We start from the raw sequence: 23,213 nt of genomic DNA, 5'->3' as shown, positions 1-23,213 counted from the left end.
CTGTCTCCACCGAAGTTGACTGGCATCGCGAGTATTTGGTTGTGTCGAATTATAGATGCAATTTTTAGGATTGATTTGTTGAAATGGTGGTGGTAATTATAGTGTATAAATTGTCATTTCGGATGCATATGTTGCGTACATTCCGATCTATGCATGATTAAAATAAGTATTTCTCTGCGTTTCCTGCGATTTCATAAATCGAAAATCGAGATAATCTAGCGATTGTCGCTTCTTAATTCTGATTTTCCTACCATCAATGAACTCATGTTGCTGCGGAGCCATCGGCTCAGCGGGAGGTATTGCTATGCCCACATTGCGCCTTGTAAGGCCACGCAAGCATGTTGTTTTGACGATCACCGGCGGGTCGCTCGTTACAAAGGGCGATTGGACGGTCTTGGAAGCCGATCCGACCTCGGCCTTGCTGGAGAGCAAGGGACAGTGGGAAAACTGGATACTCGGCAGTCCCGGAAACTCCAACAACATGCGACTCTACGACAAGAGCGACCACAAGGTCATGCTCCTCAAGGGCTACACCGAGGGCAATAGCTCCGGTGATGGTGAAATCATGCTTCCGGGGTTCGGAGGCACGTTTGGTGACGATCCGTTTCAATGGTTCCTCGGTTCCTGACGCAGGTTCGCTCCTGCGCGGGTTGCGCCACACCGACTTCTGAATGGCCTCCCAGGCGAGGTGTTCCACTCCATCGATGAGGGTATCGATATGGAAGGCGTCATCGCGCGGCTGGCGGGCCGCCTATATGCCATCAACGCAGATGGCCAACGCAGCCGGATGCAATTCGGGCTGGATATCACGGGCAAGCTGGTGTTCGATAATTTCTTCGGCGCCGACAGCACCTTCCAATACATTGAACTCTTTGATGGCGATGAAACGAAGTTGCGCTTCAGCCTTCGGATGCGCGGTCGTTTTCATTACTATGCCAAAGATCAGCAGATCGTCCTCGCTATGCTGAGGTCGTTCCAGATGGCCAGCTTACTACCGGACGGTCCCGGCCTTTCCTGCGTGCTGAGATGGACACTGTCCCAGACCGGCATGTTCAATGCGGATGACTCGCTTAACGTTTTCACATACTACGCTTCCAACTACGCTGGGGACGCCTTTCCAGGCGATGACGCCGAAATCAGCGGCTATCGTTCACTCAAGACGCTTTCCAATCCTTCGCCTTCCGACAGCTTCGAACGTGCCATATTCGCAACAAATGCGCCGGTTGCGATTTCGCCTGATGCCTATCCATTGCTGGCGCGAATGCTTGGCCAGCCAACTGGCATCGGTTTCAGGGATGTGAAGCGGATTCCTCCGAAAGCGGATGGCAAATACAAGCAACCGCGCGCCATTGGCCTCAGACCGGTGGGGATCCGCCGGAAGGGTCGCGGCGGCGCAAACGACTTTTTGACCTTCGGCGGTCGGGTGCAGGTCGAGCCGACATCCGCCAAACCTGGTTCGGCAAACATCGTTGTGGACAGCCGTAGCGCTTCCCGAGTTGCGATCGAGATCACGAAGCCGGTCGATTTCCACCTGATACCCGACGTATTCAATCAGCCGGACTTCGACGATCCCAGGAAAATAGACAGCGCGCTTCATTCCTACGTCGAGATTACGGCGCTGTCGCCACACCTGTTTGCCGATCTCTGGAACGAGCGCGTCGCACAACCCTATCTCTCCGCATTGAGAACTGTCGACGATGCTCACGAAACGTCTTTCGTCCCCCTGCTGCAGAATGTCGGCAGCTCCAAAGGGGAGAGCGGAGAGTTTGATGCTCTGTTCGACATGGTACAGCCCGACGCTCGCAGCGATGATGTCGGCGATATTGTCCTGGCTGTCCTTCGCCCGACGCAGGCGGCTGCTGTTTTCACCGCCGATGCGGTCTTTCCGGGTCTTGTCACCCATGACGGCCTGCCGGTCCGCCGCCGGGTAAAGGTACGCGTCGAGCGGGAGGCGATAAGAGATACCTTCTGCTGGTTCGACGCTTTGCCTAGAGCGTCCAGCATACCGGAGATCAGGGTCGAGATCGTTGCTGACACTGATGCGGGCAAGGAGCCGACTTCCGCCCTCCGTTTCGGGGCGCTGGATTTCGACGTGCCCGGACATGCGAAGGAGCAGGCGGGTCGCCTGGAAATGCGTCTTGCGGTAACGTTTGATCCCGCCGACTCGGCTTTGCCGCACTATGCGACTTCCAGGCGTGATCCGAAACGGCAGGCCGGACGCGCCCGACTGCCCTATCCGGGTGAAGCAATTCCGAGAATTGTCGCTCATATCGATCAGTTCGATCTGGCTGATGTCCGTCCGGGTGCGCAGGACGCGCCACCGGACAGCGGACGCGCATTCGATGCCGTGCTCGAGCCGCTCAGGCGCCGCGACGTGGACACCTCTGATCCGGAGTTCCCAAGGATCACGCGCGAAAAGCGGATAGCGGGCAACCTGTCCCGCGATGTGCCGTTGGTGCTCGTCGACAGGCCCAAGGTGACGTCAGAAGAGGATTCGCTACGGACGCCTTTTTTCCTGACCGGAGAAGAGGTGACCGCCACCGGTAGCAATCGCCGCCTCGCGCTTGTGCTGCATCGTAAACCACTCAGCAACACTGCCGGGACCCCCTCGACGGGTGAGGTGAAATCCGGAGATCGGACGATCGTCATCGACGCCGAGCCATTGACCGTGGCAATGGCCAACGTCGCCACCTTCGGGCTCGATCTCACGCAGTCCGAAGACAGTGACGGGGAGATCGCGAACTGGGAAACCTCGGAGTTCGGCGGCGGCAAATGGGAGATCGCCGGCGTCACCGATGGTTTCAACCTGTCCTTTCCGCCACAGGCCACGGGAGAGGCGTTCGAGAAGGGTGCGCCGTGGCCCCCGATCTCGCCGACAGGCGCCGAGATTACCGTCGACTACCGCCTGGGGACGCTTGCGCGCATGTCGCTGCAGTCCTCGTATTTCAAGCAGCAGTATGCAGAGGCGCCGTGGAACCTGCGCCGGATTCTCGGTTCCGCCGGTGATCGGGCTCCAGGCGCGGGGCTGGCGACCGCCAGATTCGAGTTCCTCTATGGCCTTGCAAGCCGGTTGACGTCGTCGGGCCTGCGGCTTGCGGAGATCGGCGCGCGTATCGGTGGACTGCGTACGCCGCTTCCCGCGCGCCCGAAGGGGATTATCCGTTCTCTGACGGGTACGAGCCGGCAGTCGCTTGTGGAAGCGGAGCTTTACGATCGCCAGCGGGACCTCGCGGCCGGCTTCTCGAAAGTCTATGAAACGCGCCTCGCACAGTTCGGGATTTACCGCGAGGGCACCGAGGGCCCGTTGTCGGTGGATGACAAGGTCGCTTTCGAATTGCGGGCAAATGCCGAAGTCGATCCCGATCCGTGGGATCCGCAAAGCCAATCCACCAATCTGAAGGGCGGAGCCACGCGCGGCTTCGAGTCGAAGAACATCTTTCAGGAGGTGATGAAAAAACCGGCGAGCACACGCGGGCAGATCATCGAGCCGAGTTTCACCGCGCTTGGCGGCTCGGGCTTCATGCGCGCCTTCTTTGCAAATGGAAAGACGCGCATCGTTTCGAACACGGTTGTTGGACGAACCGATACCTACACGCTGGAGCGCATCGGCCGCATCGGCGTGTTCTGGAATATTGCAAAGCACGTCATCGTCTATGAGCGGACGGTCTTGCCGCCGGATCAGTTTGCCGAAGAGCAGGAGGGGCAGCACCTCGGCCGTCCCGTCGTGCGCAAGGTTCAGGAGTATGTGGAGCTTCTGGAGCCGGATCGCGCCTATCCCGAAAAGAGCGGCGGACAGAAGGCGCGGGGTTTCGTCGAAGCATGCCTGTTTCGCACCCGCCGTATCCCGGTGAAAAGCAGCTGGGGTCGCGATATCGAGGCCGGCTGGATCGTCCCCCTCTGGAGAAGCGATGCAGATCGGGATCTTTTTCCCAAGCCGGATATCCGGCTTCGGCTGGCAAGCGCAAATACGGGCGCGTCAGCGGCGGTTCATTCGCGCCTAAGCGATCCAAGCCAACTGGTCTTCTTTACCTCGGTGCGGGAAGAGGATGGGGATCTTCCCGATCAGTGGCTGCCGGTCGCCGGTGTGGATTTTGTCAATGCGCCGGCACCTTCACCAACAGGACGGCCGGTCATCGACCGGGCGGATCCCGACGGGCGGCAGCCGGATGACCGCATGCGCGATCCGATGTTCGATCGCTGCACGTTCGACGTGGATAGCGGCAGCGCTCCGGCGAACCTGACCGCAGCGAGAGCCGCCGGCGAACCGATCGGTGCCGTGGTCGAAACCGTCTCGATGATGCGATCGAAGCCGACCGGAGTCGGAGGTGGCGCCGCCCAGGCGATCGCGCTGAGAGCACATCTGCAGACAATGGCGGATGATGCGCGCGCCCTGGAAGCGCGGCTGAACGAGGCCATATCGACCGCCCGGGGCATCGTCGCCGGCTTGTGGGACGCATCCGCTGCTGGCGATCCGGTTGAGGCTGCCATCGCGCAACTTGAGGCACTGAAAGGCGAGGTCCGCCAGCGGGCGGCTTCCGCACGGCAATCCATCGGCGCGGCGGCTTCCGAGGCGAAGACAGCCTTGGATGCCGCTCGATCGAAATGGACCGACGAGGCCGCGAGCTTTCAAAGCAAGGCGACCAAAGGCATTGAGGAAACGTTGAACCGCCGCCTGGACGCCTTGATCAAGGCGCTTGGCGATCTGCAGGCGGATCCATATCTCTTCGAGGGCGCTACGGCGAGCAGTGCTGAAAATGTCGCCCGACAGATCGAGCAGGCGCTAGCCTTGCCACGGTCGCAACTGCTGACCGGGATCAACCGACTTTCGGCCGGCTTCGAACAGCTCGACCGGGGTGTCGCCGATCTCCTTCGTGGGATGTCGGATGCCGTACGCGCTGTCTCTGATGCGGCTGCCGACGTCGAAGGGACCATCGCGTCGCTGCCGGATGCCGGGCAGGTTCTGTCTTCCTATGATGAGTTTCATCGCCGCATGATGGGGATCATCGAAGGCATTATGGACAAGGCGCGGCGTAGCCTTCCGCCGGTCGTGATGAATGCGAAGATCTTCCCGGTCGAACCGAACCACGTTTCGTTGAACGTGTTGCTGGGTGTGTTGCAAACAGCCCTCGTCGAGATGCATTCCACTGCTTTCTCCGAGGTGCAGAAGGCCGAGGCGAACCTGAGCGGTGTGCGCGCGGCGGTCGGGGAAGCGCTCCGTCAAACCGTCCATGTTATCGAAGCCGCTGGCAACGATATGGCGGCGCTGAATGCATTCGTGGAAAGTTACCGGCAGCAAGCTGTCACGAGTCTGGGCGCGTTTACGACTGGTCTCGATGGTGTTTGCCAAACCTGGTTGATGGCACTCTATGAAGGATGCCGGAAGCCGACGGGTGATTTGCGCAAGTATGTTCAGGGTGAGCTTAAGACGCTCACGGACAAAGTCGTTTCGTTGAAGCTTACGATCGCCGCAGCAACGAAGAGCGCAATGAACAATCTCGGCGGATTGCTTGATGGCGTCGGAAGGTCAATTGCCGACGAAGAGAAGGCAATCGACGATGTGATCGATGGGGCCGCTGTCGCGGCAAGGACGACGATCACCGGGCTGGAGAACAGCCTCATTCAGTCGATCGATGCCGGGATCTCGGTCATTCGGCGCGACGGTGCGGCGATCAAGGAGGCCGCTGAGAAACTCGAGGACGGAGCCAAAGCCATCGTCAATGGCCTGCAACAGCAAATTCCTCCTTCGGTGGCGGGCAATATCCGCGCTTTGGAGGAAGGATATAAGCGGCTCTCAACCGCGCCGTCCTTCCAGAACCCCAGCGACACGCTGGCGCTTGTGCGGGCTGCGGGGGCGTCCCCGATCCTTCCAAATCTGAGTTTCAATCGGGATCGCATAGCCTATTTCTTCGATGATGCGCGTGACGCGATCCGAACGTCGCCTGTCGTCGCGTTGATGAACCGGCTCGACGACGATTTGAAAGCGCTGGGCATTCGCTTGCCGACCGACGAAATTCTCGATCGCTTCACGCCGAAGGGGTTGGAGAACTTCGACTTCAGCCAGATTTTTCCCGATCTCGCGGGTCTCAAGCTGGACGGCTTGTTCAAGAACTTTCACCTGCCAGCGTTTGCCAGCGACAAGATAAAGATCAGCCATGGCTTCGATAAGGCCAGTCTGAGCGGCTGGGCGAAAGCCGAAGCGAGCACATCGCTTGGAGATCGATCCGAGATATTCGAGTTCGGTCCACTCAATCTGTCGATGGTCTCCGGCACGTTTGCGGCACTGGCCGATTTCGCGATCGACCCGCAAGGACTTTCCAAGCGGACCACGAAGGCGGAGATCACGGGCGACTGGGAGCTGGCTTTCAGCGGCCATCCGCTCGTCACGCTTGAAGAGACACGCGTCTTCTTCGAGGACGGCAAGGGGCTTGATGTCGACATCGATCCGCGCCGGGTGCGGCTCGACAACTCGATCAAGTTTCTGTCCGATCTCATCAAGTCGTTCAGCGACCCGAACTCGGGGTTCTTCCTCGAAATGCTGGAGGAGAACGGGGTTCCGGCCGGCATTTCGGCGCGTATCGAACTGCCGCTGCCGCCGCTGTCGTTTGGCGCCTTTTCGGCAACCGGCATGCGCTTCGCCACTTCATTTGAATTGGTGACATTGAAAAGAGGCGAGGGCAGGTCGGGCGAATTCGCCCTGGCGACCAGCATGGCGCTTGGGCGCAAGAGCGAACCCTTCGTGTTGCGGGTATGGCTCTTTCTCGGTGGCGGCTGGTTCGAGGCACGCGCACGATATTTCCCGACCAGCGGAAGGCTTTCGAGCGCCGTATCGATCGGCCTCACCGCCGGCGTCGGCATGGATTTCGCCTTTGGGCCGTGCAGCGGCTTCGTCTATGCGATGCTCGGCGCCTACGCGGAGTTCGAAACAGACGGATCCGGCGGCAAGAGCTTTTCGATTGCCGTCATCTTCCTAGTTCGCGGCGGTGTCGTGATCCTCGGGCGCTTCAATATCGGCCTCTCGATGCTTCTGGAGCTTGTGTACCGCGACGACGGCAGTGCGGTGGCTCGCGGAACCCTGGAGGTCAGTTTCAAGATCTGCTGGTGCTGCGAGATCAAGGTTCGCCAAGCGATCACCTACTACCTCGCCGGAGGTCAGAAAAACGCGGCCACCGCCTCCGGCGACCATCTCGACAACTTCGCGTGAGGGTTCCATGAAAATCGTTCTTCTATGTGATCTCGTCGCAGCGCCGGGCGGCGGCCAGAATATCTTCGGGATCCGCCTCTCTGGCGCCGGTCTTCGCCTGTCTCCAGGGGACGATCCCGCAAAAAGCGATCTTTTCAAACGCGCAGGTGCTACGCCGCTTCCCTCATCGCCCGACCAGGGGCTGGACGACTATCTCGATATCCTCGGCGAGGATGCCGGCCCGCTCTTTCCCTGGATCGGCGGTGAACTGGGTTTCTCGTCATTCTTCGCGACTGCGCCTTCAGCTGGCCTTCCGAGCGGAACTATCATCGCATCGGATGAGCAGAAATTGTTGCTCCCGGCAAGCAGCGAGACCGGCAAGCCGAATTTCGAGCTCGCCGATCAAAGCTGGCGCTGGCTTCTCTACACGGCTCTGCACGATCTCGCCGGGCCGGATCGCACGAATAGCTTTTCCGATCTGCGTCCCTTCGTTCTCGCGGGCTTGAACGATAGCAACCATCGCCAGCCGCTCGACGAGATCGACGGCGGCAAGACGCTGTTCCGATACGAGGCCTTTCTGGCCGGGCTCGCCTCGATGGCCGCGCCGATCCCGCACGGGCGGCTCAACCTGGTCCGGTTCACCCGCCTCGACAGCCTGCCTAGCGTCCAGCCGGGCGAGCGCACCTTGCTGGTTGCCGCGCCCCGCCTGAAACCGCGTAAAGGCAGCACGGTGTTCGAGCCGGATATCAGCGATCCCTCGAAGATTGTTTGGGAGACCACGCCGGCTGGTGTCGTCGCGACGATACCCTACACGACGACTTTCAACGGCCTGCCGATCGAGGCGATCTGCCGCGCCATGGATCCCGGGACATCGGGAAGCGGCGACACCAGCTTTCTCGATCGCGATACGTTCTGGGTGCGCAGAACCCATACCGGCGAGGCGTCGGATTCGAGGAAAGGCGTGGCCTTTGATGATGCGATGGCGAGCCTGCCCGCGAAGCTCTCGGAAGCATTCAGCCTCGCGGAATTACTCGTCGGCGCGATCGAAAGCGACGCGGCCACGCAGAGCGCTCCGATCGCTCACGCGATTGCTGGAGGTGACAAGCGCAGGGGCGCTGCGCTTCTGTCGGAAGCGGTCCTGATAGCGCTTCGCGATATCGTGGGTCCGGGCTGCATCGCATTGGATTCACCGCATGTGGGGGATGCGAAGCTGGTGACAGGGCCAAACGGATCGCCTGTGCATGCGGCGATCATCGAGCAGGTTAATGAGGCAACGCCGCGCGGTGTTCGCCTGCAAGATACGGATGCACTTGCGACCGCAGTAGCCAACGCGGATCGCGTCTTCCGCAACGCTTTTCGTCTGCGGACGCCCGATCAGGAGGCTCAGCTTGGCCGATGGTTCGACATTCTCGCTTCGGTGTTGGGACCGGCTTTGGGCATGCCGAAGGATGGGGCCGAATTTACGAGGGCGCTGGCCGATGCCATGACTGACAACGTCAATCAACCGGAGGTGTTCGAGCCGGCATTGCTGCGCAAGGTCGTCGATGGGGCAATCACCGCCACGAACGCAGCGGCGATCCAGATTGCCGTCTGGCGCGATGCTGTTTCCGGACAGGAGAGTTTGCGACCGTGGTTCTCTGCGGCCGAGACTGCCTTTGGCTCGCTTTTCGAACAGGGCTTCAACGTTGTGAGACTCCTAAAGGCTTCCAACATCGACCTCGCATGGACCGATCCAGAGGGGATCTGGCGAAACGCGGGAGCGCCGGATCAGACGGACCTGGATATTCTTTGCGGAGCGGACAGTGATGATGACCGCGGAAGTATTCGCGACTCTGTCATCTCCAGCCTTTTCGGGACGCTGTGCGAGAGCGACGCCAGCGGGATGACGCCGCTCGAAGCCAGATACGAGAGCTGCCATGGTCGGATCGGCATGCTTCCAGCCAGCGCGCGGAAGGGGATCGCAAGCGGCATCGACACAATACTCAGGGCGCAGAGGGGCGATTGGTTCCCGCAGCCGACAGTCGATAGCGATGGAGACACGCTCCTATCGGGCAATCTGGTGGCGGATGCGCATCCCGTGATGCTCCAGGTCGATCGTCTTGTCGTGGCGGCACAAAGCACGACCGATCTGAACGACGACATGGCAGGCTACGGGATGATGATGCGTCGCTCGACCCCGACCGAGGATTGGCGCTGCCTGACGGCGGGATTTGCCGAGATTAATCCTGACGCCGGCTATGGCGCGGGACCTAAGCCGGTCGAGTTCAAGAGCGCTCCCCGGACAGTACTTTCGGCATTGCCGGTCGGCTATGTCGGACGTGCTCCGCAAGCAATCCTGCCTTATGACAACAGACCCGTGATTGGCGACTCGCAGGGAGCCATGAAGCCGGACGACCAGCCTTCGGGTGACGTTCCGCTGGTACGCATAATCCGCCAGGTGCAGCCGCGTGTCCAGGAAAGGCCGCCGGCTGAGACGCTGCTGCCGTTTCTCGCCTACGGCGCCACCTACGAGATCGCTCCCTTCGGTATCTCCAATCAGGGCGGTCTACCGATCGAGATTCGAAACAACGATTTTCCCGCCCTGCTCGATCCCTCGAAGCTCGCCGAGGACCATTTTTTTCCGCCGCCGGAAGCAGTGCGACGTTTCACCTATCTGCGGCGGACCGGGATCGGATCGCTTCGCGTCGATCCTACGGCAACGGGTCGAGAAGCATTTCATCCATTGCTGTTGGGGAAGGATGTGAAGCCGATAGCGGAAGAGATTTCGGTCCCGGCCATTGCGGTCGAGCCATGGAACCCATCGGCTTCGACAGGGAGCCGACCGCTGAAGATGAAGACCGCGCTGCTGCTGTCGAACGACGATGGCGACCCCTTCAGCGAGACTGCGGGAAAACTGACGCTCACGATCGAGCCGCCCGTCACTCCTATCGAGGACTTCGACCGCTGGATTGCGCTTGATGAAGCTTTGCTGAATCAGAATAGCGCCGAGAAGCTCAAATTGCGGGATTTCCGAAAGGCTGTCCGAACGCGGCATGCCGCGTTGACAGCTGAACTCCACGAGTTGGAACAAAAGCGGCGGCGGGCCGACTCCGACGCCCTCAAGGCCAGTTCCGAACAAATAAGGAAGGAACTTGTCATCCAGGATCCCGCAGTGGATGCGCTCGCGATCTCAGTGCGACGCGTGCGACGGGATGGGGCGCTTGCGGCGGATTCGAGCGCGCCTTTTGCGCCGGTGTTCGTACCGTGGCGCTGGAACTGGGATAACGATACGACTGCTCAGGATCCCTTTGCCAGCCGACCGTCGATCAACCTCACTTGCGTCGTCCAGCGGGGGACCAAAACTGCGTTCGATAGCGGCAGCAGAACAGTTGCGGTCGCATCCGGTGACGTCGTTGTCGTGCAGCTATTCGCGGCGGTCAGGACGGAACGGTTTTCCGGCAAGGTCGATCCGGCTGGTGAGCGTCGCTTCGACAAGGTCGTGCGGGAAGCATCGGTTGGCGATGTCGATGTCGTCGATCCGACCGACGGCGGGCACTACCGTTTGTTCAGTTTACATGAATTTGCCGTCGAGGCGGCTTCCACACACCTGCCGGAGCCGGCTGAGATCGCGCGACAGATTTCCGGGACGATCGTGACCGCTGACGCCTTTCCAGATGAGAGCGAGGGTGATTTCCGACTGGATTTCACGCGGGCGACCTCTGCGAAAATGGACGCAATCGGCGCGATTGCCGTCGGGGCGCAGGCCTGGCGCTGGACAGGCCGGCCGCTCCCGCCGTTTCCTTTCAAGAAGGAAGGAACCTTCAATGATTTTCCACCAGTACCACCAGCCGATCCCTACGATGACGACATAAGCAAGCGAGCGGCTCCGCCATCACCTGGCGAATATCCCTTGCTCTGGGATGTCGCCGGGTTTGCGGAACGGCTGGGCGAGACGTTGGACGATACTCCGGCGGCTGTGCCCATTGCCGAGACGATCGCATCGTCGGTCGCAACGACACTGCCAATCCGGATTGCGCTGAATTCGACGGGCCGGCGCGAGAGCACGCGATATCTGCGCTTTGTCGCCACGGCGTATTCGCGCTACGCAGCAGCCTATCGTGCGGTTGAAGCTCCGGTGCTGCCGATCAAGGCGCGTTGGGAAAGCGCCAGCGGCTGGTCGACGCCGTGGTACCGAATGCTTCGTACCGCCCGCAGCACGAGAGCGCTACCACCCCCCTCCATCCGGGCGGTTCTTCCTTTGACGCGCGCCGTGGCTGAGGGCGATGAGGTATCTCCGGTTGCCGGGGTGCTGGCCGTGGTTGACGGGGCTTGGTTCGAGCATTCCGGCCTGGGCGATTGGATGCTCGGCGGAGTCGACATCGCGCAACGGACCAAGTTCCGCGAGAAAGGTGCCACGATCAGCGCGACTGCGGTCGAGATGGGTCCCGATCCCCTGGTTCGAGCCTATGGCTTGAGTTCGGCATCACCGGCGGAAAGGAAGATGCCGAGAAAACACGACGAACTTCGAAATGTTGCACCGTTGACGGTCGCGGGACCGCTCGGCCACAGCTTCGACACCGGAACCGCAACAGGACTGTTTCTCAACAGTTCGTTCGTCATCAGTCCACCGGAGTTCACGCATGAGGATCCGGATGCCTGGTGGATGGCAAAGCTCTCATTCCGCCGGCTCGTGCTTGCCGAGGCGACCGAAGGCTATTGGTCGGACGTATTGCTGCTGCCTGCAAAGTCCACATCGTCGCAGATTTCGATCACCCAGCATGATACCCGGCCGGACAACGAGAGAGCAACGGCAACATTCACCTTTGCCGCAAGCCTTGCCCGCCGCCAGAAGAATGGTACGAAACAGATCAGCCAGGCATTTTCGGTTGCTGCTGAATGGTCGGACGGCGCGTGCAGCCTCGCGATCGACGGTGCTGCGAACAAGACGTTCGCACTTTCAAGGTCAGCGTTCGATCTCCGCGTTGTCGCCGTCCGCCGAGTGTCGGACATCAAGCGCGACGGGGGAATTGCATCCTACGCCTGGTTCGACATCTTTCTTTTGGTCAAACCCTCGGGCGGGCATTGGAGGCTTGCCTGGCAAACCAAGTGGTTTGACGTGCTAGAGCCCGACGAATTGGCGGATGCCGATCCCGCGACGACAGAACTGACCGTCAATCTCACGCGGACGGTGGAGGGAGCCCGAACCGGCGACATACGGGTGAGCCGATCGCTCCAAATATCGGAACCGACGGAGGGACGTTGGGCGCAGTTCATGCCGAACATGGCAGCGCTGGTGCGGTCGAGCCGCGTCTCGCTTGCAGGCCTCGCGATGCAGGTAGATCCCGACGACACCAAGAATCTGCTGTTGAGCGCAGGCGGCACGCAATGGGGCTGGCTCGGCACGAATGGGCTGCTTTCGGAGCGCGTCAGGGGACGGGAAAATCAGGGGCTTTTCAATTTGTTGCTGGTGACGAAAAGCATCACCAGCGTGTCTGGAGAACCGGACGAGATATTTGTGGGGCTGTTTCACTCGTCCACGGGTTATGACAGCGCCAAGAAAGCCGTTGGCTTGCAGCCGTTCGCGCTTCATGCCGGTGGAGATCTTACCGGGCAGGCGCTAGTCGGCAGAATTCTCACCGTTCGATCCGGACGTGCGAACCTTCAACAGGCCGATATCCAGAAGTGGCTCGAAGATCCATGGGGGCAGTTCTTCCCGCCCGAAAATGACGAACCCGTGGATCCCGCAAAAGTCTTTGGACGCCAGGAGCAGGCGGACGTTCCCTTGCAAATTATCGAGATCTACGCCCCGATAACGGTCATCGGGACTGCGTGACGGGAAACTGTCGCACAGGTTTCACGGCGATCTGAAAAGAGTCTATGCCGCTTTGACTGCTTAATCGATATAATGGCGCTGCTCGCGTTGACGCTTTTGCTCAAATCGAGTTTTATCCGCCGCCTTCCGGCTGGTGCCGGAACGGGAGGAGATGACACATGCGCCTTATCGAGACCGTCGCCGAATTGCGCGACTGCCTTGGCAATTTTCGACGCGACGGCAAGACGATCGGCTTCGTGCCGACGATGGGCTTTCTGCACGTCGGGCACATGACATTGGTTTCGCAGGCCAAGACGCAGAACGACGTGACTGTCGTATCGATCTTCGTCAATCCGCTGCAGTTCGGCGCGAACGAGGATCTTGCGCGTTATCCACGCGATCTCGCCCGTGACAGTGCGCTTCTCGATGCGGCAGGTGTCGACGTGCTGTTTGCACCGCCTGTCTCGGAAATGTACCCGCACCCCATGAAGACGGTGGTGGATGTTCCGGAATTGGGCCGCGAGCTGGAAGGGGCAGTACGACCGGGGCACTTCGCCGGCGTTACGACTGTGGTTACCAAGCTCTTCAATCTCGTGCAGCCGGATGCCGCCTATTTCGGTGAGAAAGACTACCAACAGGTGACGCTGATCCGCCGGATGGTCGACGATCTGGCGCAGCCGGTTCGTGTCGTGCCGGTTCCGACCGTTCGCGAGCCCGACGGATTGGCCTGCTCCTCACGCAACGTCTATCTCAGCCCGCAGGAGCGCGCCGCTGCCGTTATCGTTCCCCGGGCTCTGGAAGAAGCGGAGCGGCTTTACCGGGAGGGTTGCGCCGATCCGGCCAGCCTCGAGGCTGCGTTGACGCAGTTCATAAGAGCCGAACCGCTGGCGATCCCTGAAGTCGTCGCTGTCCGCGATCCGGTGACGCTGGCGCCGTTGACCAGTTTGCAGGCCGGACCGGTGCTCGTCGCGCTTTTCGTTCGCATCGGCAATACGCGCCTCCTCGACAACCGCGTCATCGGCGCCACGAACCAGACGAGGGCTGCCTGATGAGTACGCATGGTAGTCAGAAGCGGCTGAACACCAGTTCTATCCGCAAGATGAAGGGCAAGGCGCGGGTCGTCTGTCTGACGGCCTATACGACGCCGATCGCCAAGCTTCTCGATCCGCATTGTGACCTCCTGCTGGTGGGCGACTCCGTCGGCATGGTCCTCTACGGAATGGAAACGACTGTTGGCGTGACACTGGACATGATGGCCGCGCATGGGCGTGCCGTCATGCGTGGCGTTCAGCATGCGTGCGTCATTGTCGATCTGCCGTTTGGGAGCTACCAGGAATCAAAGGAGCAAGCCTTTCGCAGCGCGGTGAGGCTGATGCAGGAAACCGGCTGCGACGGCGTCAAGCTCGAAGGCGGCGAGGAAATGGCCGAGACCATCGAATTTCTGGTGGCGCGCGGTATCCCCGTCTTCGGACATGTCGGTTTGATGCCGCAACTCGTCAACACATCCGGCGGTTTTCGCTCGCTTGGGCATTCGGACCAGGAGGCAGAGAAGATCCGGCGCGATGCCCAGGCGGTCGCGCAGGCTGGCGCTTTTGCGATCGTGATCGAAGGCACCGTCGAGCCGCTTGCGCGCGAAATCACGGCGTCCGTCAGCGTTCCGACGATCGGCATTGGCGCATCGCCGGCCTGTGACGGGCAGGTGCTCGTCTCCGATGACATGCTCGGCCTCTTCAACGACTTCAAGCCGAAATTCGTGAAGCGGTTCGCCGAGCTTGGCCCGCTGGTGTCCAGCGCGGTGGAGAGCTACGCCGAGGACGTGCGAGCCGGTCGCTTCCCGGCCGCCGAGCATACGTTTCAGGTTCGGAAGTAGAGGGCGGTCAGCTCGAGCCTTCGCTGAGCCAGGCATGGATTCCTCTGCCAGCTGCACGACCCATGGCAAAGCACGCCGTCAGGAGATAGCCGCCTGTCGGGGCTTCCCAATCGATCATTTCACCGGCAACGAACAGGCCGGGCAGGGCTCGCAGCATGTAGCGGTCGTCGATGCTGTTCCAGTCGACGCCGCCCGCCGACGAAATCGCCTCCCCGATCGGGCGAGGTCGGGCGAGGCGGATCGGCAGATCCTTGATAAGTGCGGACAGCGCTTCCGGCGATTCTTCGCCGCCAGCCTCGCGGATAAGGGCAACCTTCACGCCGTCGAGGCCGGCCCCCTTGCGTAGCCGTGTCGACAGGCTCGCCTTGGTGTCTTGCCGCGCAAGATCGCGTGCGATCCTCTCCTGCGAGCGGCCAGGCGCTAGATCGAGCCAGAGGTTTGTCGATCGCCCGGATGCCAACTGGTCGCGCAGCGCGGCCGAATGGGCATAGACAAGGCTCCCTTCGATGCCGTGCTTCGTTACGACAAATTCCCCCGGGATTGACCCCGCCGGCGAACGCGCAACGACCGATTTGATCGGATGACCAGCGAACCGATCCGTGAAGTGAGGGCTCCAATCGACGTCAAATCCGCAGTTCGCAGGCTGGAACGCCTGCAGGCCGACACCTCTGTCGGCGAGCGCCGGTGTCCAGGCGCCATCCGATCCCAGCCGGGGCCAGCTCGGGCCGCCAAAGGCAAGGAGAGCGGCGTCGCACTGCACGGTCACCACGCCAACCGGCGTCTCGACGCGAAAACCGTCCTCCGCGAAACCGATCCATCGATGGCGCGTAAGGACGGTCACCCCTTGCGCTTCCAGTCGTTTCAGCCACCGGCGCAGGAGAGGAGACGCTTTCATCTCGACAGGAAAAACACGACCCGAGGAGCCGGCGAATGTCTCGGTCTCCAGTGAGGCCGCCCAATCGCGGACGTCTTCGGGCGTGAACTCATCGAGAGCTTCGCGGAGCCTGTCGCTCGATTGCCCGTAGCGCTTCGCGAAACGCTCATACGGTTCGGAATGTGTGATGTTCAGGCCGGATTTGCCCGCCAGCAGGAATTTCCGGGCAACGGTCGGCATCGCCTCATACACCGTTACGGCATGGCCGAGTTCCGACAAAACCTCGGCGGCCGCCAATCCGGATGGGCCGCCGCCGAATATCGCCACCTGTTTTTGCATTCACGAGCATCCGATCTGATTATCGGCTTTCCTCATGACGCGCCCCGCTACTGCGCGCAAGCTGATTTCCTCCCGTCGGATGGCGAACGGGTCACGCCTGCGGCAGCCGATGGATCAATCAACCAGACGTGGCTTGAAGGTCGGCTTCGTAGCAGCCGCCTCTTCCTTCATGGCGTCTTCGTGGTACCAGCAGCTGTCATAGACGCAGGGCTCAAGCTCAGCCTCGATCTCGATTGCCGGACGCGCGGATTTCGAGAAACGCTTCGCCGGAAACGCGTAAATCACCGCTGACTCGTGATGCACTCCGATGGCCATGTGATGCCTCCTGGTTCGGTCATTTCGAGACAATAGCACAGATGCTTATAAACTGCTCTATTTGATTGAAAAAAAGGCACAGAATGTCGGAATCTTGAGCGTCGCGCTTTTGCTTAGGATTATATCAGGATTCAATTATGTCCTTATGTTAATCAAATGCATAATAATTATGCATTTTCCTATTCGTGATGAAAGTTTGATGCACTCCGGCGCGAACGTTTCCGAGCCGCGAGCCATTTCGCCGCCTCGGGGATAAACGATTGACTCCACTCATTGTTCGCCCGCCTGGCCGTTTAAATATCCTTCACAATCGGGCTGTCGAGGCCATCAAGGAGAATGGATTTCTCGACCTGTTTTCCAAGCCTGTTTTCGAACTGGCACGCTACGTGCATCTCCTCTGGCATCCCCTAGGTGGGCGTTGGTGCGACGGCATCGACGGTCACTTGAGGATTTGCTCACATCTTTGTTTGAGAGACTCGCAAATGACCAAGTTTAAGCTCGAGTACATCTGGCTCGACGGCTACACCCCGGTACAAAATCTCCGCGGCAAGACGCAGATCAAGGAATTCGACGCATTTCCGACGCTCGAACAGCTCCCGCTCTGGGGCTTCGATGGAAGCTCGACCAACCAGGCCGAAGGCCGCAGCTCTGACTGCGTGCTGAAGCCGGTTGCGGTCTATCCTGATCCGGCCCGCACCAACGGCGTTCTCGTCATGTGCGAAGTCATGATGCCTGATGGCGTTACCCCGCATCCGTCGAACAGCCGCGCAACCATCCTCGAAGACGAGGATGCATGGTTCGGTTTCGAGCAGGAATACTTCTTCTACGAGAACGGCCGTCCGCTCGGCTTCCCGGAAACAGGTTACCCGGCTCCGCAGGGTCCGTACTATTGCGGCGTTGGTGCCAGCAATGTCGGTCCGGTTGCTCGCGAGATCGTCGAAGAGCATCTCGACCAGTGCCTAGCTGCCGGCATCAACCACGAAGGCATCAACGCCGAAGTGGCCAAGGGCCAGTGGGAATTCCAGATTTTCGGCAAGGGCTCCAAGCGCGCCGCAGACCAGATCTGGATGGCTCGCTACCTGCTGCAGCGTCTGACCGAGAAGTACGGCATCGACATCGAGTATCATTGCAAGCCGCTCGGCGATACCGACTGGAACGGCTCGGGCATGCACTGCAACTTCTCGACCAAGTTCATGCGCGAAGTTGGCGGCAAGGCCTATTTCGAAGCGCTGATGGCCCAGTTCGAAAAGAACCTCGAAGCCCACATTGCGGTCTATGGTCCTGACAACGACAAGCGCCTGACCGGCAAGCACGAGACTGCTCCGTGGAACAAGTTCTCCTACGGCGTTGCTGACCGTGGTGCCTCGATCCGCGTTCCGCATTCCTTCGTCAAGAACGACTACAAGGGCTATCTGGAAGATCGTCGTCCGAACTCCCAGGGTTGCCCTTACCAGATCGCTTCTCAGGTTCTGAAGACGATCTCGGAAGTTCCGGCGGCTGGTTTCGCTTCCGCAGCGGCCTAAGCCAGGGTTTACTGAGCCGAATCACGAGGCGTCGGTCTTTTGACCGGCGCCTTCGTTTCTTCGTGCGTCGCGATCATTGGCGGCGCATTATTTTTTCCTTATGGAAAGATCTGGCGACCGGCTGTGCCAGTTTGGCATGACGGTTATGCGCATAAAAAAGTGTAAACAGGATGGGAAATATTAGGGAAAATCAATAACGTAACGTATCAAACTGAGGTTTATTGGATGGGAGTTGTAACCTGATAAGCATCGGTTCTAGCTCCATGGAAACCGTTATTTTGGTCGTTCTTTCAGTCGTTTAGCGACAACTTCACCGAAGTGTGGCCGCGGACTGGCGTCGTGCGAGGCTTCATTGCAATATTTAGGAGCAGCGATTTCATGTACGCCGCAACGAAGAACGATCCACTGTCAGTCAGCCATTCGAGGGGCTTAGGTAGAGTATCGCAGCGGCCGAAGCGGTCTTTGAAGATCGTTGTGACGGTTCCTACGTCTTCGGTCGTGATAACTTCAGTGGCGGCGCATCGGCAATGGCCTCGCGGTTATAGCAGTCGAGCGAGAGGGCCACGCGGACCCTTGTTGTCGCAGCCGATAGCACCAACGCACATCCCGCTGAGCACTTCGTCTATGACAGCGAATGCAACAGATGTTTCCTGGGGCTGGTCGCAATCTAAAGCGCTTCCCCGCAATTCACGTTTCATCGTCTTCTTGGCGAAGAAACGCTGCAACTCTTTGACCTTGTTCTGAAGGGCATTCCGATGTTGGAACGACAACCAGCTCGGCAACGGCTGCCGTCAGAGCCCATTGGGTGGAAGGTTACGGCGGGTGAACGACTGGTGCCGCTCGATGCTATAGCGACGAGCAATGCTTGCCGTAGCGACTGGCTCGCAAGTCTTCCCGAATAATTGGCAGGCTTCTCTGTCGTGCCTAACAAAGGCAGCGCTCAGGGCTGGACACAACTTTCATCTCAGGGCTGTGACTGGTCACGATGGGCGCATTACGTCGCACATTGAGTGAGTGACCGAGTCGGGATATTTATGGGGTCATTACGCAAGGCCTCAACCGACAGGTTCACCCGTCATCCACGTAGGCGTGCCCACCCGCCGGGCGTATACTGACCGGCAAGAAATGACTTTATTTTCGGAGGCTAACGACTGCGGTAGCGGGTAAAATTGACTTTAGAATCGCTTAGAACCGGCTGTGCCGGGTGAAATTCTGAACGATTTCAATACTTCATTGTATTTTTGAATTTCGGACTTTTGGCTTCTCGATCATGCTGGCCCTCGAACAGCGGTTCCGCTCTCCACGCAACGCCGTCGGCGGGCCTGATTTGGTCGATCGCCATCTTAATTTATGACCTCCGGTCGATCGAACGCCCACCCCCGCTGCGTGCGTCACCCGGTCTCATGAACTCGAGCGAATTCGTTGAGTTCCATGTCTTTAACGCCGGCTAGATAGTTTTGATGCCCGCGTTTGGCTGTTGCGGCTTCCAGCGGACGCCTGCTCCGTCGAGATGACTCGCCTCGATGTTTGCCGCGATAAACTGGACTTTACTCTCGTCGAACACCCGCCGAAGCTTTTCGTTCGCTCTCGCTGTGATCTTTCGTTTTCCCAGCTCGAATTCGCCCAAGTGTTTCTGGGTGATGCCAGCCTTATTGGCCAGCTCGACTTGGCTCAAGCCAATGAGCGCTCTAGCGGCCCTAATTAAATCACCAGTCAGCAAAGTGGTCATTATTGGCGAGAAAACCGGCTGCACAGAGATGAGTCAAATAGGACGTAAAAAACGTCAAAAGGGGATTGAATAGAGTCATAAAAGCTGTAATTAAAGACATCGTTAAGGACGAAGTAGGAGCGTGTTCGATGAGTGATTCTAATGAGCAACATTGGTCATCGCCGTTGCGTGCAAATGGGACAATGTTAATCGGTGCGTCGAACAGTGGCGGTCGGGATGGATGAATTCGCTTCGCTTGAATCGCGTTGGAAATGGTCTACCACAGCCAAGACAATCGCACGTTTACGCAGTCTTGCGGATGATCTTGAGGCCGTGGGTGCGGGGCGGTTCCCAGAATTGCCAGATGCACTTCTTACTTCATGGTCGGTCGGAACTCGCCTGGCTCCCTGCTTGATCGGTCATGCCTTTGGTCATCCGAGTATCGGTGACGGGCGACGCGCGATCACAAGCGAAGTCTATTACGTCGACCCTGGCCGGGGTTTAGCTCGGACCTTGTCACGCTGGTACAAGCTTGGATCGTATGAGCCGCCGGAAAGCGGCATCGGTATCTTGTCGGTCACTAACCGATAGAACCCTGCAAAGACGACTTGGAGACTCCAATGCCGATCAAGCAATCCGGCAAACGCCTTCGCGTGCCATGGCGGGGCGTGGCCGACGATAAGGAGCTGCCGCTGACGCTGCCTGTGTACATGGCCTACTGCGCCGTGGCCGGCTCACTGCGCCCATGGAACAGGCTCGGTACGAAGTCCATCATAACGCTGGTGACGAGCGGCGATTTTTACTTCCCTGTTTTTGCAGAAGCTGCGCGGTTTTTTGCCTCCCAAATCTGGCAAGCCCAAATGTTTCACGGGAACGTTATGGAATGGAGTGACAAGAATAACTTTCGTCATCAGGCGGAGGCGCTGCGAGATGAGAGAGCAATCTTGTTCGCGCCGGCGTCATACGAACTTCAAGACGACGACCGGTTGCTTTCTGATGCCGTGGTACAGCTCGGTCCCCGTACATCTCGACATGCGGAGGCCGCGCTCCGGCGTGCGGGACTTCCAGTCAGCCGTGAGAGCGTGGAAATGCTGCTAACCGAGCCGTGGTCTCGGCTGAGCCGGGCCTTCCAGGATCGCCGCCAGCCACTGCAAGCCCTCCATCGGTTGCGGAGTCTTCCAAAACCTGTTGTCGTGAGCCAGCCTAAACCGGTACAACCGCTGCCCCCAAGGGGGCCAACTCTCTCCGACATGCACGGTTATGGCAGCCTCATTGAGTGGGGATATGATCTCGCGCAGGATATCGCGGACTTCAAGAACGGTATCATTCCCTGGAGCGATGTCGAAAATGGGGTGTTGATTTCTGGGCCGCCTGGCGTTGGCAAAACGATGTTCGCCAGCGCTCTGGCCAACAGTTGCTCTGTCCCTGTGATCTATGGATCGGCATCGCGATGGCAAGAGGCGGGAGCACTTGACGAGCATTTAAAGGCAATGCGGGCGTCGTTCACCGAGGCCAAAGAAAAGGCCCCATCGATCCTTTTCATCGATGAAATAGATGTGTTTGGCAATCGCGGTGAGAAGGATCGAAACAGCGCCTATATGCGTTCGGTGATCACAGCTTTGCTACAGCTGCTAGACGGATTCGAACGCCGTGAGGGCGTGATCGTCTTGGGAGCCTGCAACCATCCGGACCTTCTGGACCCCGCGATAAAAAGGGCCGGACGGCTCGACCGGCATATCGGAGTGCCGTTACCCGATGCAGCTGCGCGGAGGCGCATCCTTGTATTTCATAGCGGTGTCACGCTTTGCTCTGCCGACTTTGAACTGTTCGATCTGGCTACGGAAGGTCTGACAGGCGCGGATATCGAACGAATTGTCCGCGATGCCAAGCGCGCCGCGCGGCGGAAATCGGAGCGCTTGAGCAGCAACCATATCGTCGCCAACCTTCGACCTCTGACCAAACTACCGGAGGCGTATCTCCGCGCGTTGGCAGTCCACGAGGCTGGCCATGCGGTCGTCAGTGCCGAGGTGGGACATTCGAGGGTCTCCGCCATCAAGATTTCCCGCCATAAAGTCGAGGGGGAAATCCGTGAACTCGGCTACGTCGAGTATCAGCCGCCCGCGCCGCAGCGGAGAACAAGGGTGTTCTTCGAAAACGCGATAGCAACCTTTCTGGGCGGGATTGCCGCCGAGTTGGAGGTGTACGGATCATTCACCGACGGGGCGGGCGGAGCCGACGGGGCGGACCTCAACCGCGCCACCGATCTGGCCACCGCGCTCGAAGGTTCCCTTGGTATGGGGTACACGCTGGTCGCGGGAGCGTTCGAGCAGAGCGAGACCTCCAATCTACGCCTTTACCTGCCCGAGCTGAGGCGCGAAGTGCATGACATTCTCGAAACGCAGCTTGCGCGCGCGCGGTCGATTATCCGTGCCCAACGACCGGCGTTGGACGCGGTTGCCGACAGATTGCTCGAGGCGGGGGAGTTAGCGGGCGATGAGGTATTTGAGATCATTGGTCACCATCGTCGTTCTGTCGTCAGCCTTGCAAAGCCACTACTGAGGACGGCCCCGTGAGAGCGAAACGAACACGATCATCCGGCAATCGGAAGACGCCGGGAAAGCCTTCCCCGGGTTCGCTCGGCGAAATGCTCGACGACGCGGGGTTTGAGCCGTTGGGCCGACGGATCAAGATTTCCGATGGCTCCGCAGTCAAAGACCCTCTACAGCCGAAATGGGTTGGCCCAGTCGCCGAGTTCCTGTGGTCGGCACTTCCCGATCCAGCAACCGGTCAATGGGACCATCTCTTCATCAGTGTCTTTGAAGCTGCTTGCGGGGCCTTGGTCGGGCTCGGAGAGGCGGTCAAAGCGGCCGACGGTGGCATCGAGAGAAGTGCACACCCGACGTTGCCGGCGACGCTGCCACGATGGGACGATGTCGCCACAGTCGTCGTTTCTCTCGCCGCCCAAGTCAATCTGCTGGAGTACCGACATTTCGTCGGAGCGCGGGCCCGACCAAGTCCAACGGGCCTCCGGCCTGCGAACATACGAGCAGCCCATGGATGTGGTCCTGCATACCTTGCGCCTGAAGCGTTCGGTGTCTTCGAAAGCCTCGGCCTTGTTCTCGGTGCCCGGTGGACGGAACAAGCTGAAACGATCCTGTGGCGTGACTTCCCCAATGAATGGGGAATTGATTTTACCGCGGACCGCCGGTTTACGGTGGCCCTTCACGTCGCGTTGGCCAGTGTTCCAGATGACATTGCTGAGAGGCTCAAAGGGTCAGGCATCATCACCGAAGAGAGCATAGTGGAATGGCTCGAGGTGGCGGCCAAGCATGCGCCGACGACGAAGACCCGGGATGACGCTCTCAAATCTCTCAGGTTCTGGAGCCGATGGAACCTTGATCAAATATTCCTCAGGCGATGGCGGTTGAACGACGGATGGCTCTCGGTTCAAGAGGTCGAGCGGACACTGCTGATCGAACACGATGCTGTATCGATCAACATGGTCAGCGAGTTTGCTGCCTGGTACCTTCCACACGCTCCATTCCTGTCCGAATGAGCCGGTCTGGCAGCGATATATGGCGACAGCCTTCGTTCGCCAAACTCATTTTCACCA

Annotated in this window: 11 protein-coding genes and 1 pseudogene; 8 read left to right on the top strand and 4 right to left on the bottom strand. The window is 59.5% G+C overall.

All coding sequences use genetic code 11. The annotated features are described in order from the left end of the window. The first annotated feature begins 304 nt into the window (after positions 1-304). The 5 genes from FZ934_RS25050 (at position 305) to panB (ending at position 14,841) form a co-directional block, all read left to right on the top strand. Positions 305-628, top strand: coding sequence for a hypothetical protein (locus FZ934_RS25050; RefSeq protein WP_153273508.1), 324 nt, complete (start codon positions 305-307; stop codon positions 626-628). A 90-nt stretch (positions 629-718) separates the two neighbouring features. Next, complete coding sequence (locus tag FZ934_RS25045; RefSeq protein ID WP_153273507.1) at positions 719-7,201, top strand: phage tail protein; 6,483 nt, start codon at positions 719-721, stop codon at positions 7,199-7,201. Between the two features lie 7 nt (positions 7,202-7,208). After that, positions 7,209-12,992 carry a hypothetical protein gene (locus FZ934_RS25040; protein ID WP_153273506.1) on the top strand — a complete coding sequence of 1,928 codons (5,784 nt, stop codon included), beginning with the start codon at positions 7,209-7,211 and terminating at the stop codon, positions 12,990-12,992. A 158-nt stretch (positions 12,993-13,150) separates the two neighbouring features. Next, positions 13,151-14,020: a pantoate--beta-alanine ligase gene (gene panC / locus FZ934_RS25035; protein WP_153273505.1), complete on the top strand. Its 870-nt coding sequence runs from the start codon at positions 13,151-13,153 to the stop codon at positions 14,018-14,020. Continuing rightward, on the top strand, positions 14,020-14,841 hold the full coding sequence (gene panB / locus FZ934_RS25030; protein WP_153273504.1) for a 3-methyl-2-oxobutanoate hydroxymethyltransferase: 822 nt from the start codon (positions 14,020-14,022) through the stop codon (positions 14,839-14,841). Before panC ends, panB begins: the two co-directional genes overlap by 1 nt. 7 nt (positions 14,842-14,848) lie before the next feature. Here panB and FZ934_RS25025 read toward each other — a convergent pair whose 3' ends face one another. Together FZ934_RS25025 and FZ934_RS25020 are read right to left on the bottom strand one after the other, a co-directional pair. Next, positions 14,849-16,054: a TIGR03862 family flavoprotein gene (locus tag FZ934_RS25025; RefSeq protein ID WP_153273503.1), complete on the bottom strand. Its 1,206-nt coding sequence runs from the start codon at positions 16,052-16,054 to the stop codon at positions 14,849-14,851. Between the two features lie 114 nt (positions 16,055-16,168). Next, on the bottom strand, positions 16,169-16,369 hold the full coding sequence (locus tag FZ934_RS25020) for a DUF2735 domain-containing protein (RefSeq protein ID WP_153273502.1): 201 nt from the start codon (positions 16,367-16,369) through the stop codon (positions 16,169-16,171). Between the two features lie 482 nt (positions 16,370-16,851). On the opposite strand from FZ934_RS25020, the gene FZ934_RS25015 reads away from it, so the two are divergent. Continuing rightward, positions 16,852-17,892 carry a glutamine synthetase beta-grasp domain-containing protein gene (locus tag FZ934_RS25015; RefSeq protein WP_153273501.1) on the top strand — a complete coding sequence of 347 codons (1,041 nt, stop codon included), beginning with the start codon at positions 16,852-16,854 and terminating at the stop codon, positions 17,890-17,892. 314 nt (positions 17,893-18,206) lie between these two features. On the opposite strand, the pseudogene FZ934_RS28745 reads toward FZ934_RS25015, so the two are convergent. Together FZ934_RS28745 and FZ934_RS25010 are read right to left on the bottom strand one after the other, a co-directional pair. Continuing rightward, positions 18,207-18,466: pseudogene (locus FZ934_RS28745) on the bottom strand (IS3 family transposase); the annotation flags it as partial. An 873-nt stretch (positions 18,467-19,339) separates the two neighbouring features. After that, entirely contained in the window at positions 19,340-19,567 is a 228-nt protein-coding gene (locus FZ934_RS25010) for a helix-turn-helix domain-containing protein (protein ID WP_194273826.1), read from the bottom strand. A gap of 653 nt (positions 19,568-20,220) precedes the next feature. Between FZ934_RS25010 and FZ934_RS25005 the strand changes: the two genes are divergently transcribed. Next, on the top strand, positions 20,221-22,173 hold the full coding sequence (locus FZ934_RS25005) for an AAA family ATPase (protein WP_153273499.1): 1,953 nt from the start codon (positions 20,221-20,223) through the stop codon (positions 22,171-22,173). Positions 22,174-22,244: 71 nt separating this feature from the next. Beyond that, the gene (locus tag FZ934_RS25000; RefSeq protein WP_153273498.1) at positions 22,245-23,156 is read left to right on the top strand and encodes a hypothetical protein; all 912 of its coding nucleotides are present in this window, start codon (positions 22,245-22,247) and stop codon (positions 23,154-23,156) included. Positions 23,157-23,213 lie beyond the last annotated feature (57 nt).

The organism is Rhizobium grahamii (genome assembly GCF_009498215.1).
GTDB classification, from domain to species: domain Bacteria; phylum Pseudomonadota; class Alphaproteobacteria; order Rhizobiales; family Rhizobiaceae; genus Rhizobium; species Rhizobium grahamii_A.
The sequence above is the reverse complement of the archived record's forward strand: the minus strand, read 5'-3'. Positions and strand labels throughout refer to the sequence as shown.

Coding starts and splice junctions, on each gene's coding strand:
- FZ934_RS25050 (WP_153273508.1), top strand. CDS start 305: ATGCCCACATTGCGCCTTGTAAGGCCACGCAAGCATGTTGTTTTGACG.
- FZ934_RS25045 (WP_153273507.1), top strand. CDS start 719: ATGGAAGGCGTCATCGCGCGGCTGGCGGGCCGCCTATATGCCATCAAC.
- FZ934_RS25040 (WP_153273506.1), top strand. CDS start 7,209: ATGAAAATCGTTCTTCTATGTGATCTCGTCGCAGCGCCGGGCGGCGGC.
- panC (WP_153273505.1), top strand. CDS start 13,151: ATGCGCCTTATCGAGACCGTCGCCGAATTGCGCGACTGCCTTGGCAAT.
- panB (WP_153273504.1), top strand. CDS start 14,020: ATGAGTACGCATGGTAGTCAGAAGCGGCTGAACACCAGTTCTATCCGC.
- FZ934_RS25025 (WP_153273503.1), bottom strand. CDS start 16,054: ATGCAAAAACAGGTGGCGATATTCGGCGGCGGCCCATCCGGATTGGCG.
- FZ934_RS25020 (WP_153273502.1), bottom strand. CDS start 16,369: ATGGCCATCGGAGTGCATCACGAGTCAGCGGTGATTTACGCGTTTCCG.
- FZ934_RS25015 (WP_153273501.1), top strand. CDS start 16,852: ATGACCAAGTTTAAGCTCGAGTACATCTGGCTCGACGGCTACACCCCG.
- FZ934_RS25005 (WP_153273499.1), top strand. CDS start 20,221: ATGCCGATCAAGCAATCCGGCAAACGCCTTCGCGTGCCATGGCGGGGC.
- FZ934_RS25000 (WP_153273498.1), top strand. CDS start 22,245: ATGCTCGACGACGCGGGGTTTGAGCCGTTGGGCCGACGGATCAAGATT.